We start from the raw sequence: 19,797 nt of genomic DNA on the forward strand, positions 1-19,797 counted from the left end.
TAGTATAATTTGAAATCCTCATGGTATCGAACCATTTCACTAAGTACAATGATAAAAAAACTAGCCTTTCTATGTCTAATATTCGTTTTGATGAGTAGTTGTAGTTTTAGCAATAGGTGTAATCACACTGCAGGTCATTATAAAATTGGCAATAGCTATACAATAAATGGTATCACCTACCACCCAAAATACTGTAGCTGTTACGAAGAAGTAGGAATAGCATCGTGGTATGGAATAGAAGATCATGGCACAATTACAGCCAACGGTGAAGTGTTTAATCGTCACTTGATTTCTGCAGCACATAAGACCTTGCCCCTACCCTGCTTTGTTCGTGTTACTAATTTAGAAAATGGAAGAAAGCTTGTTATAAGAGTTAATGATAGAGGGCCATTTGTTGAAGGTAGAATAATAGACTTGTCAGAAAAAGCAGCACAAGTTTTAGGACTTCATAAGTCTGGGCTTGCGAAGGTAAAAGTCGAGTACTTAAGAAAGAGGTCAGAACAATTGATACAAAATACTCCTCATTACAAAAGGCAATATGAAAAAGAAATGCAGAAACGTCACCCAAAACAAAACAATGCAGAAAGTAAGGGATATGTAGCATTTTTTGTAAACGCTCAAGTAGCTAAATCAGCTGCATCAAAGCTTCGTAATCAAGGAATAGAAAATGTTAGATTGCTTTTCAAGAATGATCAATATTGCGTAAAAGTAAGTTAAAACCTGCATTACAGATTGTGTAGCATGCCAGAAACTATTTGACAAATGAGAATGTTCCAAAAGCATGTGCGTCAAGTTGAGAAACTATCGTGAAATATAGCAATATTTAAGATTGGTATTTTATTTGTTACATTTCAGGTAGTGACAGCTACCTCAGCTAGAGCTGTAAAAAATAATCTACCACTCAAGAAATTTCATTAAAAAAATAGCATAATCTTATTTCTCGGGAGTGTTAAATAAACTGTGTCAAACCGAGAAGTATAGCTCTTTTCATAATAGTCCAAACGAGGTAAAATAAGGTTTTATAGTAGTGAAGGTAAGGATGCCAGCAGCATATAGTTATAAAAAAAGCAATGGAAGCACTAGAAGAAGGAGAAAGCAGGGAAACGGTGGCAGCAAGATTTAAAATTGGAAGAACTACGTTATGGGAGTGGCAGCAAAGAAGAAAAGAAACAGGAGATTTTCAGTCAAAAAAACTTGGAAATGGAGGTTATAATCACAAAATTATAGCCCTTCCCATAATAGTCCAAAAAGGTCATAAGAAAGAAGAATCGACAGCATGACGAAAAGATTTGAATAAAGGAATGTTTTTCCTGGTTCTGTTTTTTATAGCAAACCAATAATGTTCAATTTTGTTAAAATCTGGAGAATATGGAGGAAGATATAAAATTTCTGCACCAACTCCTTTAGCAAATCTTATTAGACTTATGAAAAGTAGCATTATCAAGGATAACAGTTTGTCCAGGTTCCAAGGGAGTGTTAAATAAACTGTGTCAAACCGAGAAGTAAAGTAATAAATTGATAAAAAAATGGAGGTTTGACAATGAGTCAAGCAAACACAACTACCGGTTTGGTAGACTATAAAGAATTAGAAACAAATATCTTATCATCTATACGAGAAGGAAGACCATTGACAGGAAGAGATGGAGCATTAACACCATTTATAAAAAAACTGCTAGAGGGAAGGCGAGATAGAAAACCATTTGTCAGCTGAAAGCGAAGAAAACAACCGAAGAAATTCAAAGACTTTACGGACAAGTATTTGAACTATTGACACCAAGAGATAGAGAAGGAAGTTTCGAGCCACAAGTAGTCAGAAAAAGGCAAACAACCGAACTTGAAGCAAAGGTTTTAAGTACATATGCCAGTGGCATGGGATATAGCATCGCATGTAGAAGAAATATAAAATATCTGCAGCAGAGATATCAAATATTACTGACAAATTGTTACCGGTAATCAACGAATGGCGCAGTCGTCCGCTGCAATCTGTATATCCAATAGTGTTCATGGTTTTTTAAGGTCAAGGAGGACGGGCATTGTGTAAGCAAATGTATGTATAACATATTAGCAAAATGGCAGAAAAGAAGTTTTGGGTTTTTATTTGGCTGAAAGTGAAGTTCTGGTTGGGAGTACTATAGCCCTTCTCATAATAGTCCAAAAAGAGTAAGATATGGATTGATAGTAGTGGAAGGTAAGGATGCCAGTAGCAAATAGTTATGACTTAAGAAAAAAGGTAATGGAAGCATTGGATGAAGGAGAGAGTGGAGAAACTGTTGCCAAGAGATTTAAGATCGGAAAAACAACTTTATATGAGTGGAAGAAAAGACGTGAGAAAACGGGAGATTTTCAGTCAAAAAAGCTTGGAAGCGTGGCATAAAATTACCGACTGGAATGCATTTGCCGAATTTGCAAATGAGCAAGGTGGCAAAACTCAGTCAGAGATGCTGGGGCAATATTAGTAGACAAACAATTCATCGAGCACTTAAAAATATAGGATTCACAAGAAAAAAAAGACCTACGGATATAAAGAAAGAAATGAAGAAAAGCGAGCTCAATTTTCAAAGGTTATAGCAACAAAAGAACCTAAAGAATTAGTGTATATAGATGAGTCTGGACACTGAACCTATGGGTATTGCCAGAAAGGACAGCGGTTTTATGCCCTAAAATCTGGGAAGAAAACTCAACGAATTAGCATGGTTGCAGCCTTAAGTGGAAGAAAAATAATTGCTCCGTTAACCTTTGAAGGCCACTGCAATATGGATATCTTTAATAAATGGTTTGAGCAGTTTCTGACACCGATTTTGGAACCGGGAGTGTTAAATAAACTGTGTCAAACCGAAAAAAAAGTAATAAATTGATATAAAAAAATGGAGGTTTGACAATGAGTCAGAAAGTAGTAAACAGAACTACCGGTTTGGTAGATTATAAAGAATTAGAAACAAATATCCTGTCGTCTATACGAGAAGGAAGACCGTTGACAGGAAGAGATGGAGCATTAACACCGTTTATAAAAAAGTTGCTGGAGGTAAGCCTGGAAGGTGAAATAGAAAACCACTTGTCGGCTGAAAGCGAAGAGAATAATCGAAGAAATGGGAGGAATGCAAAGACTTTACGTACAAGCGCAGGGTCATTTGAGCTTTTGACGCCAAGAGATAGGGAAGGAAGTTTCGAACCACAAGTAGTCAGAAAAAGGCAAACAACCGAACTTGAAGCAAAGGTTTTAAGTACATATGCCAGTGGCATGGGATATAGCATCGCATGTAGAAGAAATATAAAATATCTGCAGCAGAGATATCAAGTATTACTGACAAATTGTTACCGGTAATCAACGAATGGCGCAGTCGTCCGCTGCAATCTGTATATCCAATAGTGTTCATGGTTTTTTAAGGTCAAGGAGGACGGGCATTGTGTAAGCAAATGTATGTATAACATATTAGCAAAATGGCAAAAAAGAAGTATTAGGTTTTTATTTGGCTGAAAGTGAAGTTCTGGTTGGAAGTGCTAAATGACCTCAAAGAAAGAGGAGTAGAAGATATCCTTATTGCCTGCGTTGATGGGCTGAAAAGCTTTCCTGCAGCTATAAACAGTGTCTTTCCTAATGCGGAAGTGCAGATGTGTATAGTGCATCAGATACGCAACTCACTGAAGTATGTGGCCAGTAAAGATGCGAAGAGTTTTTTGAGCGATTTAAAGAAGGTATATCAAGCTTCAAGCAAGGAAATTGCCGAGAATTATCTGTTGGAATTGGATGAAAAATGGGGCACAAAGTACCCTATGGTTATAAAATCTTGGCAGAATAATTGGGAAAACTTGTCTGGTTATTTTAAGTATTCTGGTCCAGTTAGGAGGATAATCTACACCACCAATCCCATAGAGGGGCTACATATAGGCAAATTAGGAAATTCACTAAGACCAAAGGCTCATTTACCAGCATAAATGCCTTGTATAAGCAGGTATATTGTGCTATAAAGAAGGCAGAGGAAAAGTGGACGATGCCTGTACATGATTGGGCATTAACTATCTCTCAACTTGATGTTTTCTTTCCTGGCAGATTGAAAATTGAGTTGAACTAAAAATGCGATTTGACACAGTTTATTTAACACTCCCTTATTGCTGGTATTGTAAATCTTAAGCACGCCTTTTAGTTAACCTTCATTTTAGTCACCCTCCTTTCCTTCTTTTTATCGCTTGATTCGCAGCAGGTCTTTTGCGGAATGGAAGCTTTTAAACCCAAGCATTGGCTTTATTAGTTTTTTGATAAATCTATCAACAATATTATTTAGATATTTTATTTGAAGAACTGTAATCTTCAGAAATTTCTGCATTCAAATCATCAAGAGCAGCAGTATTACTGCCGCTTTTATCAATTACAATTTTCTCAGGAAGATAGTTACTCCTGAAGGCTTTACGAAAGAATGCAAGTGCTGCAGACTTGTCTCTACTAACACACAAGAGGAAGTCTACAGTATATAAATAAACCCATTTACCGTTTAATTTAATGTAAGTCTCTCCAACTACTACCAACCTGCTTCTTTCTTTTCCTTACTGCCTCATCTATCAGTGGTGATAACCCACCTTTGTAACGTAGCATTTTGCTCCCCTTATACTCATCATTTCTTCCAAATCTCGATAGCTCAAAGAGAATCAATCGACATTTCATGTATACAGATAACATCCGCTGAAAAGCTAAATCCTTTGAAATATGGCAACAATTTTTGATTGATACGAAACATCTTTGCTTTTTTTTTAGACAATTATATCATTCTTCTTTCGACTTCCCTACAAATGCGACAGAACCCTAAAAAAGGTGGTAGTTTAACCTACCATCTCCTCTGGTTTCACTATCCTTTCAAACTCCTCCTCAGTGAGCAGTTGAAGTTTTGCTGCTGCTTCTTTTAGAGTGATATTTTCTTTATAAGCAAGCTTCGCTATTTTTGCTGCATTGTCATATCCTATATGCGTATTTAATATAGTAACTAGCATTAACGACTGATTTAGTAAATCCTTTATTCTTTCTTCGTTTGCTTTAATATCAACTACGCATTTCTCTGCAAAATTTAAACTTGTATCAGCTAAAAGTCTTATAGACTGCAAAACATTGTAAATTATCACCGGCTTAAACACGTTCAATTCAAAGTGACCATTTGAGCCACCAATTGTCACTGCAACATGATTTCCCATAACTTGAGCACATACCATAGTCACTGCTTCGCATTGAGTTGGATTCACCTTACCCGGCATGATTGAAGAGCCAGGCTCATTTTCTGGTAACATTATTTCTCCAATTCCACATCTTGGACCAGAACCAAGTAACCTTATATCATTTGCAATTTTCATCAAGCTTACTGCTACTGTATTGAGTGCTCCACTGAGCTCAACTAAAGCATCATTTGCTGCTAGTGCTTCAAACTTATTTTTTGCTGAAATAAATGGAAAATTAGTGATTTTTGCCACTTCTTTAGCAAAATCCTCAGCAAAACCCTTTTTAGTATTGATTCCCGTGCCAACTGCAGTGCCACCTTGTGCAAGTTCATATACATTGCTTAGAGTTGACTTTACTCTCTCTATTCCCTTTTTAATCTGAACTGCATAGCCAGAAAATTCCTGCCCAAGTGTTAGAGGAGTTGCATCTTGCAGATGAGTACGCCCTACTTTTATTATATCTTTAAATTCATGAACCTTATTATTTAGCGCTTTATATAATTCTTCAAGATTGGGAATAAGCAAGCGGTCTATTTGTTCTGCTACTGCTATATGCATTGCTGTTGGAAAAGTGTCATTTGATGACTGACCACAGTTTACATGATCATTTGGATGCACTGGAGATTTACTACCTAAATCACCGCCCAAAATTTCTATTGCACGATTGCTGATCACTTCATTCACATTCATATTGGTCTGCGTCCCAGACCCGGTTTGCCAAACAACAAGTGGAAATTGATTATTAAATTTACCGTCTATTATTTCCTTTGCAGCTGAACAGATTGCATCCCCTACTCTATTATCTATGCTACCCTGCTTCATGTTAACACGTGCTGCTGCAAGTTTTACTATTGCTAGCGCTTTAATCAGGGGCTCTGGCATTTTCTCTGTACCAATTTTGAAATTTTCCAAAGAACGCTGAGTCTGCGCTCCCCAGTAATGTTCACTTGGTACTTTTACTTCTCCTAAGCTATCTGATTCTATTCTAACTTTTTTATCCATATTTCCTCATTCTAGTGTTTGACATTACCTACATATATGATTAGTTAAATCAAATTGTATTTCAGTGTCAAGTTGAGACATTTTTAGTGAAGACCTTAGAAAACTTTCAAGCCATATCTTTTGCTTCTATTATTTTTTTATTGTTATTAGGCAATCATGCAACCTTAAGCAATAAACCTACTTTCACTCTCTATAAGGCTATTCTACTTAGAGCTTGAATAGTGAAAACATCTTTAAGCGCAGAAGCTATACCTGTGTTTGCTTTCTCTTTTTTTACTTCTACAACTGTATAACCAAAAATTGCACCTAACGCTAGACTAATGGTAGCTGATGCTGCACAAACTGCAATCGCTGCTCCCGCAGAACATGATATTGTCATACCTGCAACATAACCTATTGCACCACTCACGCCAATGCAGACGTATTTCTTCCGCAGTTCTTTTTGTATGTAACCTTTCAGATATTCTTTTACATCTAAATGCCCGTTTCTAGTAGCATAATTCAGAGCAGTGTTTTCATAGCCATCTTTCACATTAACATTTGCTTTTGCTGTTTCTATCAGGTACTGTACTACCTCTAAATAGCCACTTCCAGCAGCCCACATTAGAGCAGTTCTTCCATAGTGATCTGTTGAATTAATATCTTCTTTCTGTTTTTCTATCAGGTATCTTACTGTTTCTAATTGACCATTTTTGGCAGCTGAAAATAATCCTGCATGATTGTTAATCATTTGTGCAAATGATAATGTTTTTAGTTTAGGGGGTTGTAACTCTTGAGTATTAAAGTTTAATTGTGCTGGAACAATTTCTACTTCAAGCTCTACATGTTCTCTTGTGAAACGATCAAGTAGCCTTTTTACCTGATCAATTGTTTGAATTCTTACCTTATAATACCGCGATAAAGAATTGATTATTTCCCTGTTATTAAGAAAAAATATCACTAATTCTATTTTACCTGTTAAATCTTTAGCATAGATTGAGTATTCTATATTTAATCTATCTTGTGAAATATTTCGTATTGTCTCACTCTCTGTCCAAATTCTTACCTGTTCATTAATTCTCTTACTTACAAGAAAATTATATAATTCACTATCTTCTTCCTTCATTTTATTGAGCTCATCCTTACAGTCATACCAATAAGATGATAACTCTGGTATACAAGTAGGAAGAGGCAAGCGAGGTATTGACATATCAAGATTAGCTATTAAATGATATCTAGTTAGAAGCTTTGCTATCTCCGTATGGCCATTTACAATAGCATATGTTAGGGCAGAGAATTGACCTTTACGTTTCACATTTAAATCAGCTCCATTTGCTATTAGAAGTTGTATTACCTCAAGATGACCATGGGCAGCAGCATGAATTAGAGCAGTTATGTTTCCCGGAGATTCTGCATTAACATTTGCTCCCTCTTCTATCAAGTATTGTAATATCTCTAGTTGACCATTGTCAGCAGCCCATATTAAAGCAGTTCTCCCATAATCATCATCTATTGTATTAATAATTGCTCCACCCTGTATAGCTTGCTGAACAAAATCTAGCTGTCCTTTTTTAGCAGCATCAATTAGCTGCGCATTTAGCTGTTTTTGTGATGGCATATACCCCTCCTAAAATAAATATACAATTTAAAGCTATTTTAGCCACTATTCAAGTTTTAATGGCTAAAATTGATTGAATCACTTTTTAGTGTTTTTTTATGGTTGTTTGAGTCTAGCAAAGATGAGTCTATATCACAATCTAGTAATTCTCCTACTGCACTTAGTAAACCAGCTGTACAACCAGCTATTTTGATCTGGATGAGAGGAGATATAATTTATAACCACTCCCCTATCCTTTCTAGTTGTTTGTAGATGTTAAATCTCAGGAATTTATCAAAATAAGGAGAGGCAATGAAGGGAGTAGTATCTCTTAAATAATTAGATAAGAAATCTGGTAGAATATTCTGAAATTCATGCATTTTTTGTCTATAATCTTTCAAAGCAATAACCTTTATTTTATCATAATCAAGTTTCCAATAAGCAAGCTCCGAGACTTCTTTTTTTGTTGTGTATTCCACTGCTAAAGCTTGTAAAATTAATTGCGGGAAAAATCCTGACATAACTTCCTCATTGGAAGGTGGTGAACCAAGTTTATAGTCTATAATTGCTACTTGCCCACCTGGTAGATACTCAACTCTATCACATCTTGCTGTCAATAAAATTTCTTCTGTCATTCGAGTATCTGACCAGCTCTTATTACACAATTGTCTGGTGTGTTCATTTGCAATCAAATTTTCTGGATCCAAGTAGTCAAGCACTAGGATGACACCCTTATTCTTAGTGGAAGTTGTACAGCATCCGCGCAGTTGTGTGTCACGCGCTGGAATATGAAATATCGGATAGGAAAAGCTCTTCTCCAACTCAACTTGATTGTTTCCAGTCCTATCAAACTCAACAAAAGATTGAATTATCCTCTGCAACCTTACCCACCACATATTTGAAAAGTGGAATCGATTAGACGAGAATATTTCTCGTGCAATACTCATCAGCGACTTTTCGTTGCGTAAATATCTTGCAAGAATATTGTGTACCATAGTGCCAAACTCCAATATCGATGGCTTAAAATTTAAGTCTTTCAACTGTCTAAGGTTCAGTATGTATTCAACATAAAATGAATAAGGGTTACGAATCAGTTTTTCTACCGCACTGCAAGACATCACTTGCATTTTTTCTTCTCTGACTTTGGCTTGAGGTTTTGGCATAGGCTGAGTACATGGAACAATGCACTCAGGTGTATTTAATATTCTTAGCCAATTGCGATAAGGATATTTTGGTTCTTGTAACAGAACTTCCAAACGGCGCAATAGAATTGATTTTCTATCACTCACTAGCCTCGTAATATAAACCTTGCCGGCACCAAATAAATTGCGCAAAGTATACAAAAAGTACCCTTGCTCTTCTTGCACAGAATGAAGGTTAAATTTTTCTCTATTCAGTGCACTCAAAAACGGATTCTGAAAATTTGGTATATCATTAAATCCAGCAAGTATTACAACTTTATTTTGATATAAGCTAAATTTATCAAAGTTATTTTCTGGAGAAAAAAACTTCCTTTTTAAAAATAATATCAGGATTTGACTATATAACTCTAAGGAACACTCAATTGCTATACCGTCACATGCATTTAAGAAATCACGAGTAAAATTACCTATTTCACCATTTAGCTCTAGAAAATTCACATTAGAAAGCACATTAACACACTGTAAATGAGCTGCTGCTATATCAGAAATAGGATAATTTATAAGATTAAGTAAAAGATTAAATATAGTTTCTAATCTACTGATAATAATTAATATATCTTCTTTATATCTTAGCTTTTTACACGTACTAATAGCGTTGATAATATCCTTAAGACCATTTATATCAAAGCTACGCAATACTTCTATCTCAAACTCAGATAAAATACGAGTGTACTCTTCTTGAGCGTAACCAAAAGTCACTAGCCTATGTTTAAGAAGAGAAAGCAATGCCACACCGTTCCATTTTGAGTTCAAAATCTCAATACTATAAAGCAGAAGCGTCACATAAGAATAGTTTTTCGATATGGGGCACACCATACGAACTGCAAGTAATTTATCAAAAACAAACAAAGAAACGTTTTCATAACCTTCATTCTCCATAATTAGTGACGTCACCTGTGCTTCTTCCTCTCTGGAATCACAAGTGATGACTTCAATATTGCCAATATATCCATTACTAACTTTACTTAGATCGGCAGTTGTATCAAAGACATAATCTAGTTCAGGACTGCCTGTCATCACAGCCCTCTGATTTTTAGTGTACGAACATTGTAATTTGCAGGTAATTTGAGTAGTAGATGATGTCATTCCAGTGCTTGACACTGGAATCCAGTTTCTATTGTACAGCAACCTGGTGCACTCATTTAAAGTTAAGTTTTCTGGATCCGAGTGTCTGGACACTGGAATGACATCAGAACACGCTTCTGGCAGAAAACTTACATCCTCTCTGCCTATACTTAAATAATCGAGCAGATCTTTCAGGCAATATTGATAATGTTTTTTATCAAGTGATTGCCAATCTTTCTCTTTAATTTTCAAATTCAGATTAGGTAAAATTATCTTTCCAAATGGCAGGTCGTATACAGCTTTAATCAACAACTTATAAATCTCCTCCTTTCCAATTCCAATAAAGATCATATGCTGATCTTTCTTCAGGGAGGCTATCATATTGTTTATGTAGTCACTCTTATGCTTTAGTATATCTACTACTCCTAAATTTTTTAAAGTGTTACTCCAAGTTTTGATAAGTAAGTTTATGAAATTCTCCATTTTCTTCGAATGCTCATCAAGCTGATAACAATCCGCTATTTGGGTATATTGAAGTAATGACGGCAAACTGTAAACTAGATCGATTGGAAAACTATCATTGTGTTTTTTATTCCACTCCAATATAAATTGAATGAGTAGCAGCGTTCTCTTTGTCGGGTTAATAACTTTAACTCTATCAAGATTTAATATTAAATCTTCTTCATCAATGTTTTCTAGTGAAACTATCTCTGGCAAAATTATAGTTCTGTAATTCTTGAATGCACTCAGCAATGCTATCACATCCCTCTTGCAGGGAAGTATGATCTTTATCTCGGGAATTTTTTCTCTTTCATATTCAGAAAATATGTGATGAACCAGAACATCAAAAAGGGACTCATTCACATTAACAGTAAAAACTCTTCCCACTAACAGTAACAATTAATACAACACTTTTATTGTATAGAAATTATTTAAAATATAAATGTGCTCGCAGTTTCTTATGCTATGATATATTAAAGTCTTTCACAATATTACATGGCAAACATCAGAATAGAAGTTTTTAATAAATGTGAACAAGTTGGCCGCAGAAGGGTAGTTAATGTTTACTTGATTTACATAAGCAAAGAATTACCATCAAAATTACATGAAGAAATTTGTGGGCTATTTTATAATAAAGTCATACAAGACTGCCGTTATTATTCCTACAATGAAAACCTTGAAAAAGTTCAATATAACTTCATAGAATCACAAGCAAAGTGGGGCTTGGAGATAAGCTTTTTACCTGGCATGACCGATAACGTAGGAAACACGGCAAAACAAATTGTTAGAGAATATCTAATGAGCAAAGGCCACATTGATGAAAGTGTTTCTATCAAGGCAAGAAGTTCAAAATTGATTCTAAGTCAAGGAGGTTTTCCAACCGAAGATGACATAAAACAGGAATTCAATCCTATTACTGAATATTGCACACTTGTCTATAAAGAAAACGGCAATTGCCATTGGAAGTATTACAGTAAACCAAATACCCCACCTGGTGTCATTACAGCGCGTAACCAGGAAAAAAAAGAATGGATTCCAGTGTCAAGCACTGGGATGACACCAGCTAATAATGGAGCAAAATCTGTCAAACTCAATGTAAGTGACCAAGAGCTTGAAAAAATCAGCAGAGATGGAATCGATGGTAATGGCACTTTAGGGCTCTCGCTGGCAGCAATGAAAGCTATAAAGGATTACTTTAAAAAACTCGGTAGAAATCCATATGATATTGAACTTGAGTCTCTGGCACAGACTTGGTCTGAACATTGTAAACACAATATTTTTTGCTCCCCTATTGATGAAATAAAAGATGGTCTATATGCTCATTATATTAAGCGTGCAACGCGTGAGATAAATTCTAACATATGCGTGTCAGTTTTCTCCGACAACGCAGGAGGAATAATTTTTGATGACGATTACTTGATTGTAGATAAAGTTGAAACTCACAATAGTCCTTCAGCTCTCGATCCGTTCGGTGGAGCAATGACTGGAGTGCTTGGAGTTAATCGAGATATAGTCGGTTTTGGCAAAGGTGCAGAACCTATCATGAATACTTATTACTTTTGCTTTGCCAAAGAATCAAAAGGCAAACTTTATAGAGATAAAGAGCGTACTGATAAAATCTTACCACCAAAATATATAATGAAAGAAGTGATTCACGGTGTTAATGTTGCTGGTAATTGCTCCGGTATTCCAACGCAACTTGGATCGGTATACTTTGACGATAGATTCTGTGGAAAGCCATTAGTTTTTGTTGGAAGCATCGGAATTATTCCACGGAATATAAATAATGCACCTTCACACATAAAAGAACCCAAAAACGGTGATAAAATCGTAATTATTGGTGGAAGAGTTGGAAGGGACGGAATTCACGGTGCAACTTTTTCTTCAGAGGCATTGTCGGGAAACAGCCCTTCAACAATTGTGCAAATTGGTGATCCTATAACACAAAAAAAATTATCCAACGCCGTCGTAAAAGCAAGAGATCTTGGTCTTTATAATGCAATAACGGATAATGGAGCAGGCGGTCTATCATCGTCCATTGGTGAAATGGGAAAAGACGGATTTGAAGTGGATTTGAGCAAGGTTCTCCTTAAAAACGATGGTATGGCTCCGTGGGAAATATGGATATCAGAATCACAAGAGAGAATGACCTTAGCAGTGCCAGAAGAAAATCTTCCTGCGTTTAAGCAAATCATGAAAACACATGATGTGGAGGTCTGTGTAATTGGAGAATTCAACAAAAGTGGCAAAGCCGTTGTTAAATGTCCCCCAGGGGCAGTAATAATGGACATCGAAACTGAATTTCTGCATGATGGTAATCCTAAAATGCATTTACAGACAAAGCTATGGTCTGGAAAATCTAACCCATACGCTGTCATTCCAGAATTCTCTCCTGTTATCCCAGTGCTTGACACTGGAATCCAGCAGGCTTTGTCTGCAAATAAATCTAAAACTTTATGTAAAAATACGTGCGATGGCAGAGTTGAGCTTGAGATAGATTCCAGTGTCAAGCACTGGAATGACACCTTTGCACTAAAAGAAATGCTAAGCAGACCAAACATACGCAGCAAAGAGTTTATAGTGGTGCAATATGACCATGAGGTTCAAGGATCGTCAATACTGAAACCACTGCAAGGCAAGGGAAGAGTGTGCAGTGAAGCTGTTGTCTCGAGGCCAGTCCTTTCTTCAAACAAAGGTGTTGTAAAATCGCAGGGATTTGGCTCAAGTTATGGAGAAATTGACACTTATCACATGGCAGCATGTGCGATTGACACTGCAATACGCAACTACGTAGCTGCAGGAGGAAATATAAATCATCTAGCGTTGCTCGACAATTTTTGCTGGTGTGATGCTTATAATCCAGAAAGGCTGTGGCAACTAAAGAGAGCTGCAGAGGCTTGTTACGACTTTGCAACTGCATTTAAAACACCATTTATATCCGGAAAAGATAGTATGTTTAACGACTTTAAGGGATATGATGAAAATGGCGAGAAAGTGATGATATCTGCACCACCTTCACTACTCATTTCAGCAATTGGAGTTATAGACAATATTGAAAATGCGGTATCGCTTGATGTGAAAATGCCAGGGGACTTGATATATGTGCTTGGTACAACCCACGATGAGCTTGGTAGATCTGAATATCAGTTATATAGTGGAATAGATAATAACAACGTGCCAAAAGTTAATGCAAAGAGCGCTAGGAAGTTGTATGAACGTTACAACCAGGCAATAAAAGATGGCATAATTGTCTCTGCAATTGCACCAAACTTAGGCGGCTTAATTATTGCTTTGGCAAAATCGCTAATTGCAGGAGACCTTGGTGCTGAAATTGATCTTTCACTAGTACCAATAGGAAAAACACAAAATACAGACATAATAAACAAGATAATAATGTTTTCTGAATCGCAAAGTAGAATATTAGTAACCATTGCCCCGCAAAATCAGCGGAAGTTTGAAGAATTGTTTAAAGGTATAGTTTTTTCATGTATTGGAAAAGTGACAGAGGAGAAAGCTCTCAATATAAAGGATATTATAAGAATAGATTTGAAAGACTTAGGTACTAGTTTAAATAACTTTTGATTACGCTAGACAAATTTTTCATTATGTGTAATGTCTGATTAAAATAAATGCATATTATTAAATTTGGGTAGGTGATTATGTCCATTTTATCAATACTCTTGCTTATCAGTCTTTCTTTACTTAACACTTCAAATAAATTAATGATATGTGCTGCCTTATTTGTGGGAGCTACTTTAGTTGTAAACTCAATGGTTGAGTTTTATGGTAGAAGCAAAGCTACTTACAGCTTAATAGTGTGTACAGTGATATGCTGTCTTTTTAAATTGCAAAATTTTAGTTTTATGATACTGGTTCTATATACTGCAATTTTAATCTCTCTTCTCTCAAGCATAGTTGTTTTTGAAGAATTAAAGTCGAAATTGAATTTTCATATGGCAAATTTCATCACTTTAATTATAGCATCGGTCATTGATAGTACGATTATTTGTGTTGGACTACTATACAAAATTTCTGCAGGTAAATACTTATCAATATATATTAAAGATTTAATTTTCAAGTTTTCCTATGCATCGATATTGAGTATCTGCTTGTTTGTAGGAATGTATTTATTCTCCTTGGCAAGCAAGAAGTATTTTAAGGTTTCTGCATAACCCGTCTTCTGATATAGCCAAAATAGTTTAGATTTAACTATAACCGTCATTCCGCTATTTGTTAGCAGCTTGGAAGTATAATGTGAAAAGCTCTTATTCGGATAGCGGTTCTAAAATCACAGTAATTGGAAACTGTTAACTTAAGTTATCCTTTAAGAGAGCTAGTACAATTTCTTACAGGTTTCATACATGATAAGAGTTTTATTTTTAGCTAAACCAATTGAAATAAGCTATAAAATCTGTTAAAGTCAGCTTTGTGCAAGCACCCTTAGCTCAGTTGGATTAGAGCATTTGACTACGGATCAAAAGGTCGGGCGTTCAAGTCGCTCAGGGTGCACCATATTTTATAGGAAATAGAGGTCATACTTGAAATTCATATATGTAATACCTATCTTTAAAGGTAAAATACTGAGCTATTATATATGAACAAAAAAGACTACTATGATCTGCTAGAAGTGAGCAGAAATGCTAGTACTGACGAGATAAAAAAAGCATATAAAAAACTAGCATTAAAATATCATCCTGACAGAAACCCTGGTAATAAGGAAGCAGAGGAAAAATTTAAAGAAGTAACAGCTGCATATGAAGTTCTATCTGACTCTGAAAAAAGAGCAGGTTATGATCGTTATGGTCACGATGGTGCTTCCGGTGGATTTGATTTCAGCCAAGCTGGAGGGGATTTTAGCGATATATTTAACGATTTTTTTGGTGGAGGATTCGGCGGCAGTACAAGTAGGTCAAGAACAAAAAGAAGTACAACAGGAGTATCTGGAGCAGATCTGCGCTACGACCTTAAAATTACCTTGGAAGATGCATTTAAAGGAATACAAGCACCTATACATTATGTGACAAATATAAAATGTAATACATGCCAAGGCACAGGTAGCGAAGGAGCAATCAAACCAGTTCAGTGCAACACATGCCAGGGAAGCGGTAGAATTAGAACTCAACAGGGCTTTTTTACCATTGAAAGAACGTGTACTACATGCTATGGGGAAGGAGAAATAATACAAAATAAATGTAAGAAATGCGGTGGAAGTGGACGTAAAAGAGATGAAGTAAATATCTCCGTTTCAATTCCAAAAGGCATAGAAGAAGGAGCTAAAGTAAGGGTCAGTGGTAAAGGAGAAGCTGGAGCAAGAGGTGGAAAAAGCGGAGATTTATACGTATGTGTGAAAATAGCTACTCATCAGATCTTCACTCGCAATAGAGCAGATTTACACTGTAAAGTGCCTATAAGAATGACACTAGCAGTACTTGGTGGTGAAATCGATATTCAATCAATTGATGGAGCTAAAATAAAAGTAAAGGTCCCTGAAGGCACTCAAACTGGTACCAAACTACGTTGTAGGGAAAAGGGTATGCCATATATGAACTCACATGCTCGTGGTGATTTATACGTACAGGTAATAGTTGAGACTTTAAATCCAAAGAATTTAACCCAAAAGCAGATTGAGCTATTAAAAGCGCTTGAGGAAGAGGAACATGAAAGTGTAGAGCAGAAATCTGAAGGATTCTTTGGAAAAGTAAAAAAAAAATGAGAAATTTGCTAAATGATATAAAGAGGTAGCTGTATACACTTAATTCTTTTTACCAATTTGAAAGCCTTCTCTTTTAGTGAAAAGATTTTTTTAAGTTATGCAAAAGTGATAAATTCCTTTATTTAAGGTCGAAGTTTTGCTATCCTCGCATTTTAATAATTTAAAATTAATGAACATAAACAAAAATGAGTTTTTATTTCTTCCTCTTGGAGGAGTAGGAAGAATCGGGATGAACGTTAGCCTATATCATTATCAAGGCAAGTGGATTATGATCGACCTTGGTATCGGTTTTGCAGATGAAACTATGCCAGGTGTTGAGCTGCTCATCGCTGATGTAGATTTTATTGCTCAAAGAAAAAAAGATTTGCTTGGAATAATAATTACACATGCACATGAAGATCACTGTGGTGCAGTGCCTCATCTGTGGGAAGAGTTAGAATGTCCCATATATACAACAAAGTTTACGGTTAACTTTCTCAAAGAAAAATTGAAAGAATTTCGATTGGAAGGTATAGTGCCTTTGAAAGAGGTGGACATAAATGGCAGCATAAATTTGGGTCCTTTTACCGTTGAGTTTATAAATGTAACTCATTCAATTCCTGAAGCAAATTCAATATTAATTAGCACTGAAGCAGGTAGTGCACTTCATACTGGGGACTGGAAATCTGATCCAAAACCTGTTGTTGGATTAATTTCTAATATAGAGCGTTTAAAAGAAATTGGCGATAAAGGTGATCTACTTGCAGCAATTTGTGATTCAACAAACATACTGAGCAAACACGACCCTGAATCAGAAAGTGAAATTTATGATAATATTTACAATATAATAAAGCGGTCTAAAAAATTGATTGCTGTATCGCTATTTGCCTCAAATGTGGCGCGAATTGAGACTATCGCTAAAGCTGCACAAGCACTAAATAGAAAAGTGGTTTTACTTGGCAGATCTTTATGGAGAATAGTGAAAGTTGCTCAGGATAGTGGTTATTTAACTGATTCTCCTGAGTTTCTAGAAGCAAAGGAGGCAGTAAATTTTCCAAGGGAAAAGCTGGTGCTACTTTGCACAGGTTGTCAAGGTGAGCCACTGGCAGCAACCTCAAGGCTTGCTAATAAGAGTCATCAAGCATTTAAAATGCAGCAAGGTGATACCATGATCTTTTCATCAAAAATCATTCCTGGCAATGAAACTCGTGCACATAACATGCTCAATGCCTTTATTGAGATGGGAGTGGAAGTTATTACTGAAAAAACAGAGAATGTTCATGCTTCCGGACATCCAGTAAAAGCAGAGCTAAGGGAAATGTATTCTTTGATAAAACCTAAGATAGCTATTCCAGTTCATGGTGAGTATATTCATACGGATGCACATGTAAAGTTCGCTAAAGAGTGCGGTGTGAAAAAAGCAATAATGATTGCACCAGGTGATATTGTTAATTTGGAGAATGGAGAAAAAGTTAGTTCAATTGATGTTGACTACTTTGGTATTGATGGTACGTTGCTACGCCATCCAGAATGCAGCGTTATAAAGATGCGTGAGAGAATGAGAGATGCTGGGGTTATTGTAGTAACAGCAATTGTGAATAAGAAAAACAAATTGCTCGCTAAGCCAAAAGTATTTGCACCTGGTGTTTTCGAAGCGCAAGAAGATGCAGCCATTATGCAAAAGATCATAGAGAAGGTTGAGTCAGCATTTAGTCCACAACCGATAAAAAAAATAAGAAATAAGATTGAAAGTTCAATATTTAGTATCTTAAAGGAATATTTACTAAAAAGACCTATAATTGAAGTCCAAATAGAACAGGTATAGAAATATACCTCTTTTTATTAACCATTATTTGAGTAAGAAGTTAACAATGTATTCTTTGATGTTATTTCAGCATGCAATACTGGAATCCGTAAAAAAAAATCAGTGTCAGATCACACAACTATACAAACATTGTGATTTGAATCTACCAGAAGGGTGCCATCTCAACGCCCAGGCAAACATTGTAGTTTTAGAGCAATCTCCACCAGTAGAGTGTCATCCCAGTGCTCTGACACTGGAATCCAGTTTTTCATGCAACCTTGTCAAAGACGTTTATTTTAGAATAAAACAGCTACTTTTATGCTTGCCACCTCAGTGCACTTACTTGCAGTCAAATTTCTGGATTCCAGTGTCAAGTACTGCAGAAATTGATTTACTCTACTGTCATGCAGTTTAACTTCAAAAGTAAGCTATTTGCTGAGATGACAGGAGGTAATACAAGAAATCTAATGAAGCTATTCGTTCAACTGGTGTTATTTATTTCGTTATTTATTCCTTATTCCACAAAAGCTGTTTTATATGTTGATATAAAAAAAAGCAATATTGGTAATATTGATCTTGTTGTATCTAAATGTGCATGCAAGACAGAAGTGGAAAGTGAGCTAAGTGAAAGCATCACAAAAGTAATTGAAACAAATCTATCTAATTGTGGCTTATTTAATGTGAAACGTAACACGAAAGTTGAGTCTTGGAAAAGCGATACTGTAGTCACAGTAAGTTTAAGTGAAGTATCAAACAGAAATTTAGAGCTATCTTTTCGTTTATCTGACAGCTTTACAAACAGAGAATTACTTACTCAGTCGGTTGTTTTTCTAGCAAAAGACTGGAGGAAAATTAGTCATCTTGTTTCAGATGTGATACATGATAGATTGATTGGTGAGAAAGGGCATTTCAATACAAAAATTACATATATCGCTGAAGAAAAAGATAGCAATTACAAATCCGTCCGTAAAATTGCTGTGATGAATCAAGATGGAAGTAATATAAAGTACTTAACAAATGGTGAGAAATTTGTGTCAACACCAAGATTTTCACCAAATGGAAAGGGTATTGTTTATATCTCATACACAAATGGTAAAAGTTATATAATATTAAAAAATTTAAAAGATAACACTGAATCAATAATCAGCGCATTTGAAGGAGTTATTTCTGCACCAAGATTTTCTCCTGATGGTAAATCTCTTTTTATTTCCCACTCATTGAGTGGTGAAACAAATATATTATCTCTAGACTTAAGCAGTAAACGAACAAAAAAAATTACTAAAGGTTCAGCTATAAGTACTTCTCCCTCTTTGTCTCCAGATCAAAAGTACATGGTTTTTAGTTCTGATATAAGTGGAAGTCAGCAACTATATATCATAGATTTCACTAAAAAAAGCAAAAAACCCAAGAGAATTAGTTTTGGAAATGGAAGATATGCTACACCTGTTTGGTCGCCAAAAGGAGATCTGATAGCTTTTACAAAAATTCAGTCAGGAAAATTTTACATAGGAGTTATGAAGCCAGATGGCAAAGAAGAGCGCTTGCTTTCAGAGGGACATAAAATTGAATCTCCGGCATGGCTACCAAATGGCAGAGAAATTATCTTTACTAACGCAGAATCACCAAGCAACTCTAAATTATATTTAGTAGATTTAGTAAAGAAAAATCAAAAAATGGTTTTTACTCCAACGAATGCTTCTTTACCAGATTGGTCTGTGTCCGTTCAGCAGAGCGGCAAAATAAGGTAGACAAAGCA

Annotated in this window: 9 protein-coding genes, 1 tRNA gene and 6 pseudogenes; 11 read left to right on the forward strand and 5 right to left on the reverse strand. The window is 35.7% G+C overall.

Annotated features, from left to right (window positions below; all coding sequences use genetic code 11):
• Positions 1-48 precede the first annotated feature (48 nt).
• Both ACE38P_RS01430 and ACE38P_RS01435 read left to right on the forward strand, forming a co-directional pair.
• Complete coding sequence (locus ACE38P_RS01430) at positions 49-717, forward strand: septal ring lytic transglycosylase RlpA family protein (RefSeq protein ID WP_012481726.1); 669 nt, start codon at positions 49-51, stop codon at positions 715-717.
• 322 nt (positions 718-1,039) lie between these two features.
• Positions 1,040-1,223 (forward strand): annotated as a pseudogene (locus ACE38P_RS01435) (IS630 family transposase); the annotation flags it as partial.
• A 29-nt stretch (positions 1,224-1,252) separates the two neighbouring features.
• Here ACE38P_RS01435 and ACE38P_RS01440 read toward each other — a convergent pair.
• A pseudogene (locus ACE38P_RS01440) lies at positions 1,253-1,481 on the reverse strand (transposase); the annotation flags it as partial.
• 59 nt (positions 1,482-1,540) lie between these two features.
• Between ACE38P_RS01440 and ACE38P_RS01445 the strand changes: the two are divergent.
• The 4 genes and pseudogenes from ACE38P_RS01445 to ACE38P_RS01460 form a co-directional block, all read left to right on the forward strand.
• Positions 1,541-2,113, forward strand: a pseudogene (locus tag ACE38P_RS01445) (transposase); the annotation flags it as partial.
• Positions 2,114-2,194: 81 nt separating this feature from the next.
• A pseudogene (locus tag ACE38P_RS01450) lies at positions 2,195-2,810 on the forward strand (transposase); the annotation flags it as partial.
• 68 nt (positions 2,811-2,878) lie between these two features.
• Entirely contained in the window at positions 2,879-3,322 is a 444-nt protein-coding gene (locus ACE38P_RS01455) for a transposase (protein WP_374699374.1), read from the forward strand.
• Positions 3,310-3,933, forward strand: a pseudogene (locus ACE38P_RS01460) (transposase). Before ACE38P_RS01455 ends, ACE38P_RS01460 begins: the two are co-directional and overlap by 13 nt.
• 272 nt (positions 3,934-4,205) lie before the next feature.
• Here ACE38P_RS01460 and ACE38P_RS01465 read toward each other — a convergent pair.
• From ACE38P_RS01465 to ACE38P_RS01480, 4 genes and pseudogenes are all read right to left on the reverse strand, one after another.
• Positions 4,206-4,730 (reverse strand): annotated as a pseudogene (locus ACE38P_RS01465) (IS6 family transposase); the annotation flags it as partial.
• Positions 4,731-4,812: 82 nt separating this feature from the next.
• Positions 4,813-6,201: a class II fumarate hydratase gene (gene fumC / locus ACE38P_RS01470; protein WP_010401666.1), complete on the reverse strand. Its 1,389-nt coding sequence runs from the start codon at positions 6,199-6,201 to the stop codon at positions 4,813-4,815.
• 190 nt (positions 6,202-6,391) lie between these two features.
• The gene (locus tag ACE38P_RS01475) at positions 6,392-7,798 is read right to left on the reverse strand and encodes an ankyrin repeat domain-containing protein (RefSeq protein WP_374699375.1); all 1,407 of its coding nucleotides are present in this window, start codon (positions 7,796-7,798) and stop codon (positions 6,392-6,394) included.
• Between the two features lie 215 nt (positions 7,799-8,013).
• The gene (locus ACE38P_RS01480) at positions 8,014-10,932 is read right to left on the reverse strand and encodes a WPE palindromic element domain-containing protein (RefSeq protein ID WP_374699821.1); all 2,919 of its coding nucleotides are present in this window, start codon (positions 10,930-10,932) and stop codon (positions 8,014-8,016) included.
• A gap of 108 nt (positions 10,933-11,040) precedes the next feature.
• Here ACE38P_RS01480 and ACE38P_RS01485 point away from each other — a divergent pair, with 108 nt between their 5' ends.
• The 5 genes from ACE38P_RS01485 to ACE38P_RS01505 all read left to right on the forward strand — a co-directional run bounded on the left by ACE38P_RS01485 (position 11,041) and on the right by ACE38P_RS01505 (position 19,789).
• Complete coding sequence (locus tag ACE38P_RS01485) at positions 11,041-14,127, forward strand: phosphoribosylformylglycinamidine synthase subunit PurL (protein ID WP_374699376.1); 3,087 nt, start codon at positions 11,041-11,043, stop codon at positions 14,125-14,127.
• 852 nt (positions 14,128-14,979) lie between these two features.
• Positions 14,980-15,057 (forward strand) — tRNA-Arg (locus ACE38P_RS01490).
• A gap of 82 nt (positions 15,058-15,139) precedes the next feature.
• Positions 15,140-16,258 (forward strand): molecular chaperone DnaJ, encoded by a 1,119-nt coding sequence (dnaJ, locus tag ACE38P_RS01495; RefSeq protein WP_012481762.1) that lies wholly within the window; start codon positions 15,140-15,142, stop codon positions 16,256-16,258.
• 169 nt (positions 16,259-16,427) lie between these two features.
• A complete protein-coding gene (locus ACE38P_RS01500; protein ID WP_374699377.1) occupies positions 16,428-18,062 on the forward strand; it encodes a ribonuclease J in 1,635 nt (544 codons plus the stop codon).
• Between the two features lie 446 nt (positions 18,063-18,508).
• Positions 18,509-19,789, forward strand: a complete 1,281-nt coding sequence (locus ACE38P_RS01505) for a protein TolB (RefSeq protein WP_374699822.1) — start codon at positions 18,509-18,511, stop codon at positions 19,787-19,789.
• The last annotated feature ends 8 nt before the right edge of the window (positions 19,790-19,797 follow it).

The sequence above is a fragment of the Wolbachia endosymbiont (group A) of Limnophora tigrina genome (assembly GCF_964263225.1).
GTDB lineage: Bacteria > Pseudomonadota > Alphaproteobacteria > Rickettsiales > Anaplasmataceae > Wolbachia.

Excerpts from the sequence above, each read along its gene's own strand:
- ACE38P_RS01430 (WP_012481726.1), top strand. The coding sequence starts at position 49 with ATGATAAAAAAACTAGCCTTTCTATGTCTAATATTCGTTTTGATGAGT.
- ACE38P_RS01455 (WP_374699374.1), top strand. The coding sequence starts at position 2,879 with ATGAGTCAGAAAGTAGTAAACAGAACTACCGGTTTGGTAGATTATAAA.
- fumC (WP_010401666.1), bottom strand. The coding sequence starts at position 6,201 with ATGGATAAAAAAGTTAGAATAGAATCAGATAGCTTAGGAGAAGTAAAA.
- ACE38P_RS01475 (WP_374699375.1), bottom strand. The coding sequence starts at position 7,798 with ATGCCATCACAAAAACAGCTAAATGCGCAGCTAATTGATGCTGCTAAA.
- ACE38P_RS01485 (WP_374699376.1), top strand. The coding sequence starts at position 11,041 with ATGGCAAACATCAGAATAGAAGTTTTTAATAAATGTGAACAAGTTGGC.
- dnaJ (WP_012481762.1), top strand. The coding sequence starts at position 15,140 with ATGAACAAAAAAGACTACTATGATCTGCTAGAAGTGAGCAGAAATGCT.
- ACE38P_RS01500 (WP_374699377.1), top strand. The coding sequence starts at position 16,428 with ATGAACATAAACAAAAATGAGTTTTTATTTCTTCCTCTTGGAGGAGTA.
- ACE38P_RS01505 (WP_374699822.1), top strand. The coding sequence starts at position 18,509 with ATGAAGCTATTCGTTCAACTGGTGTTATTTATTTCGTTATTTATTCCT.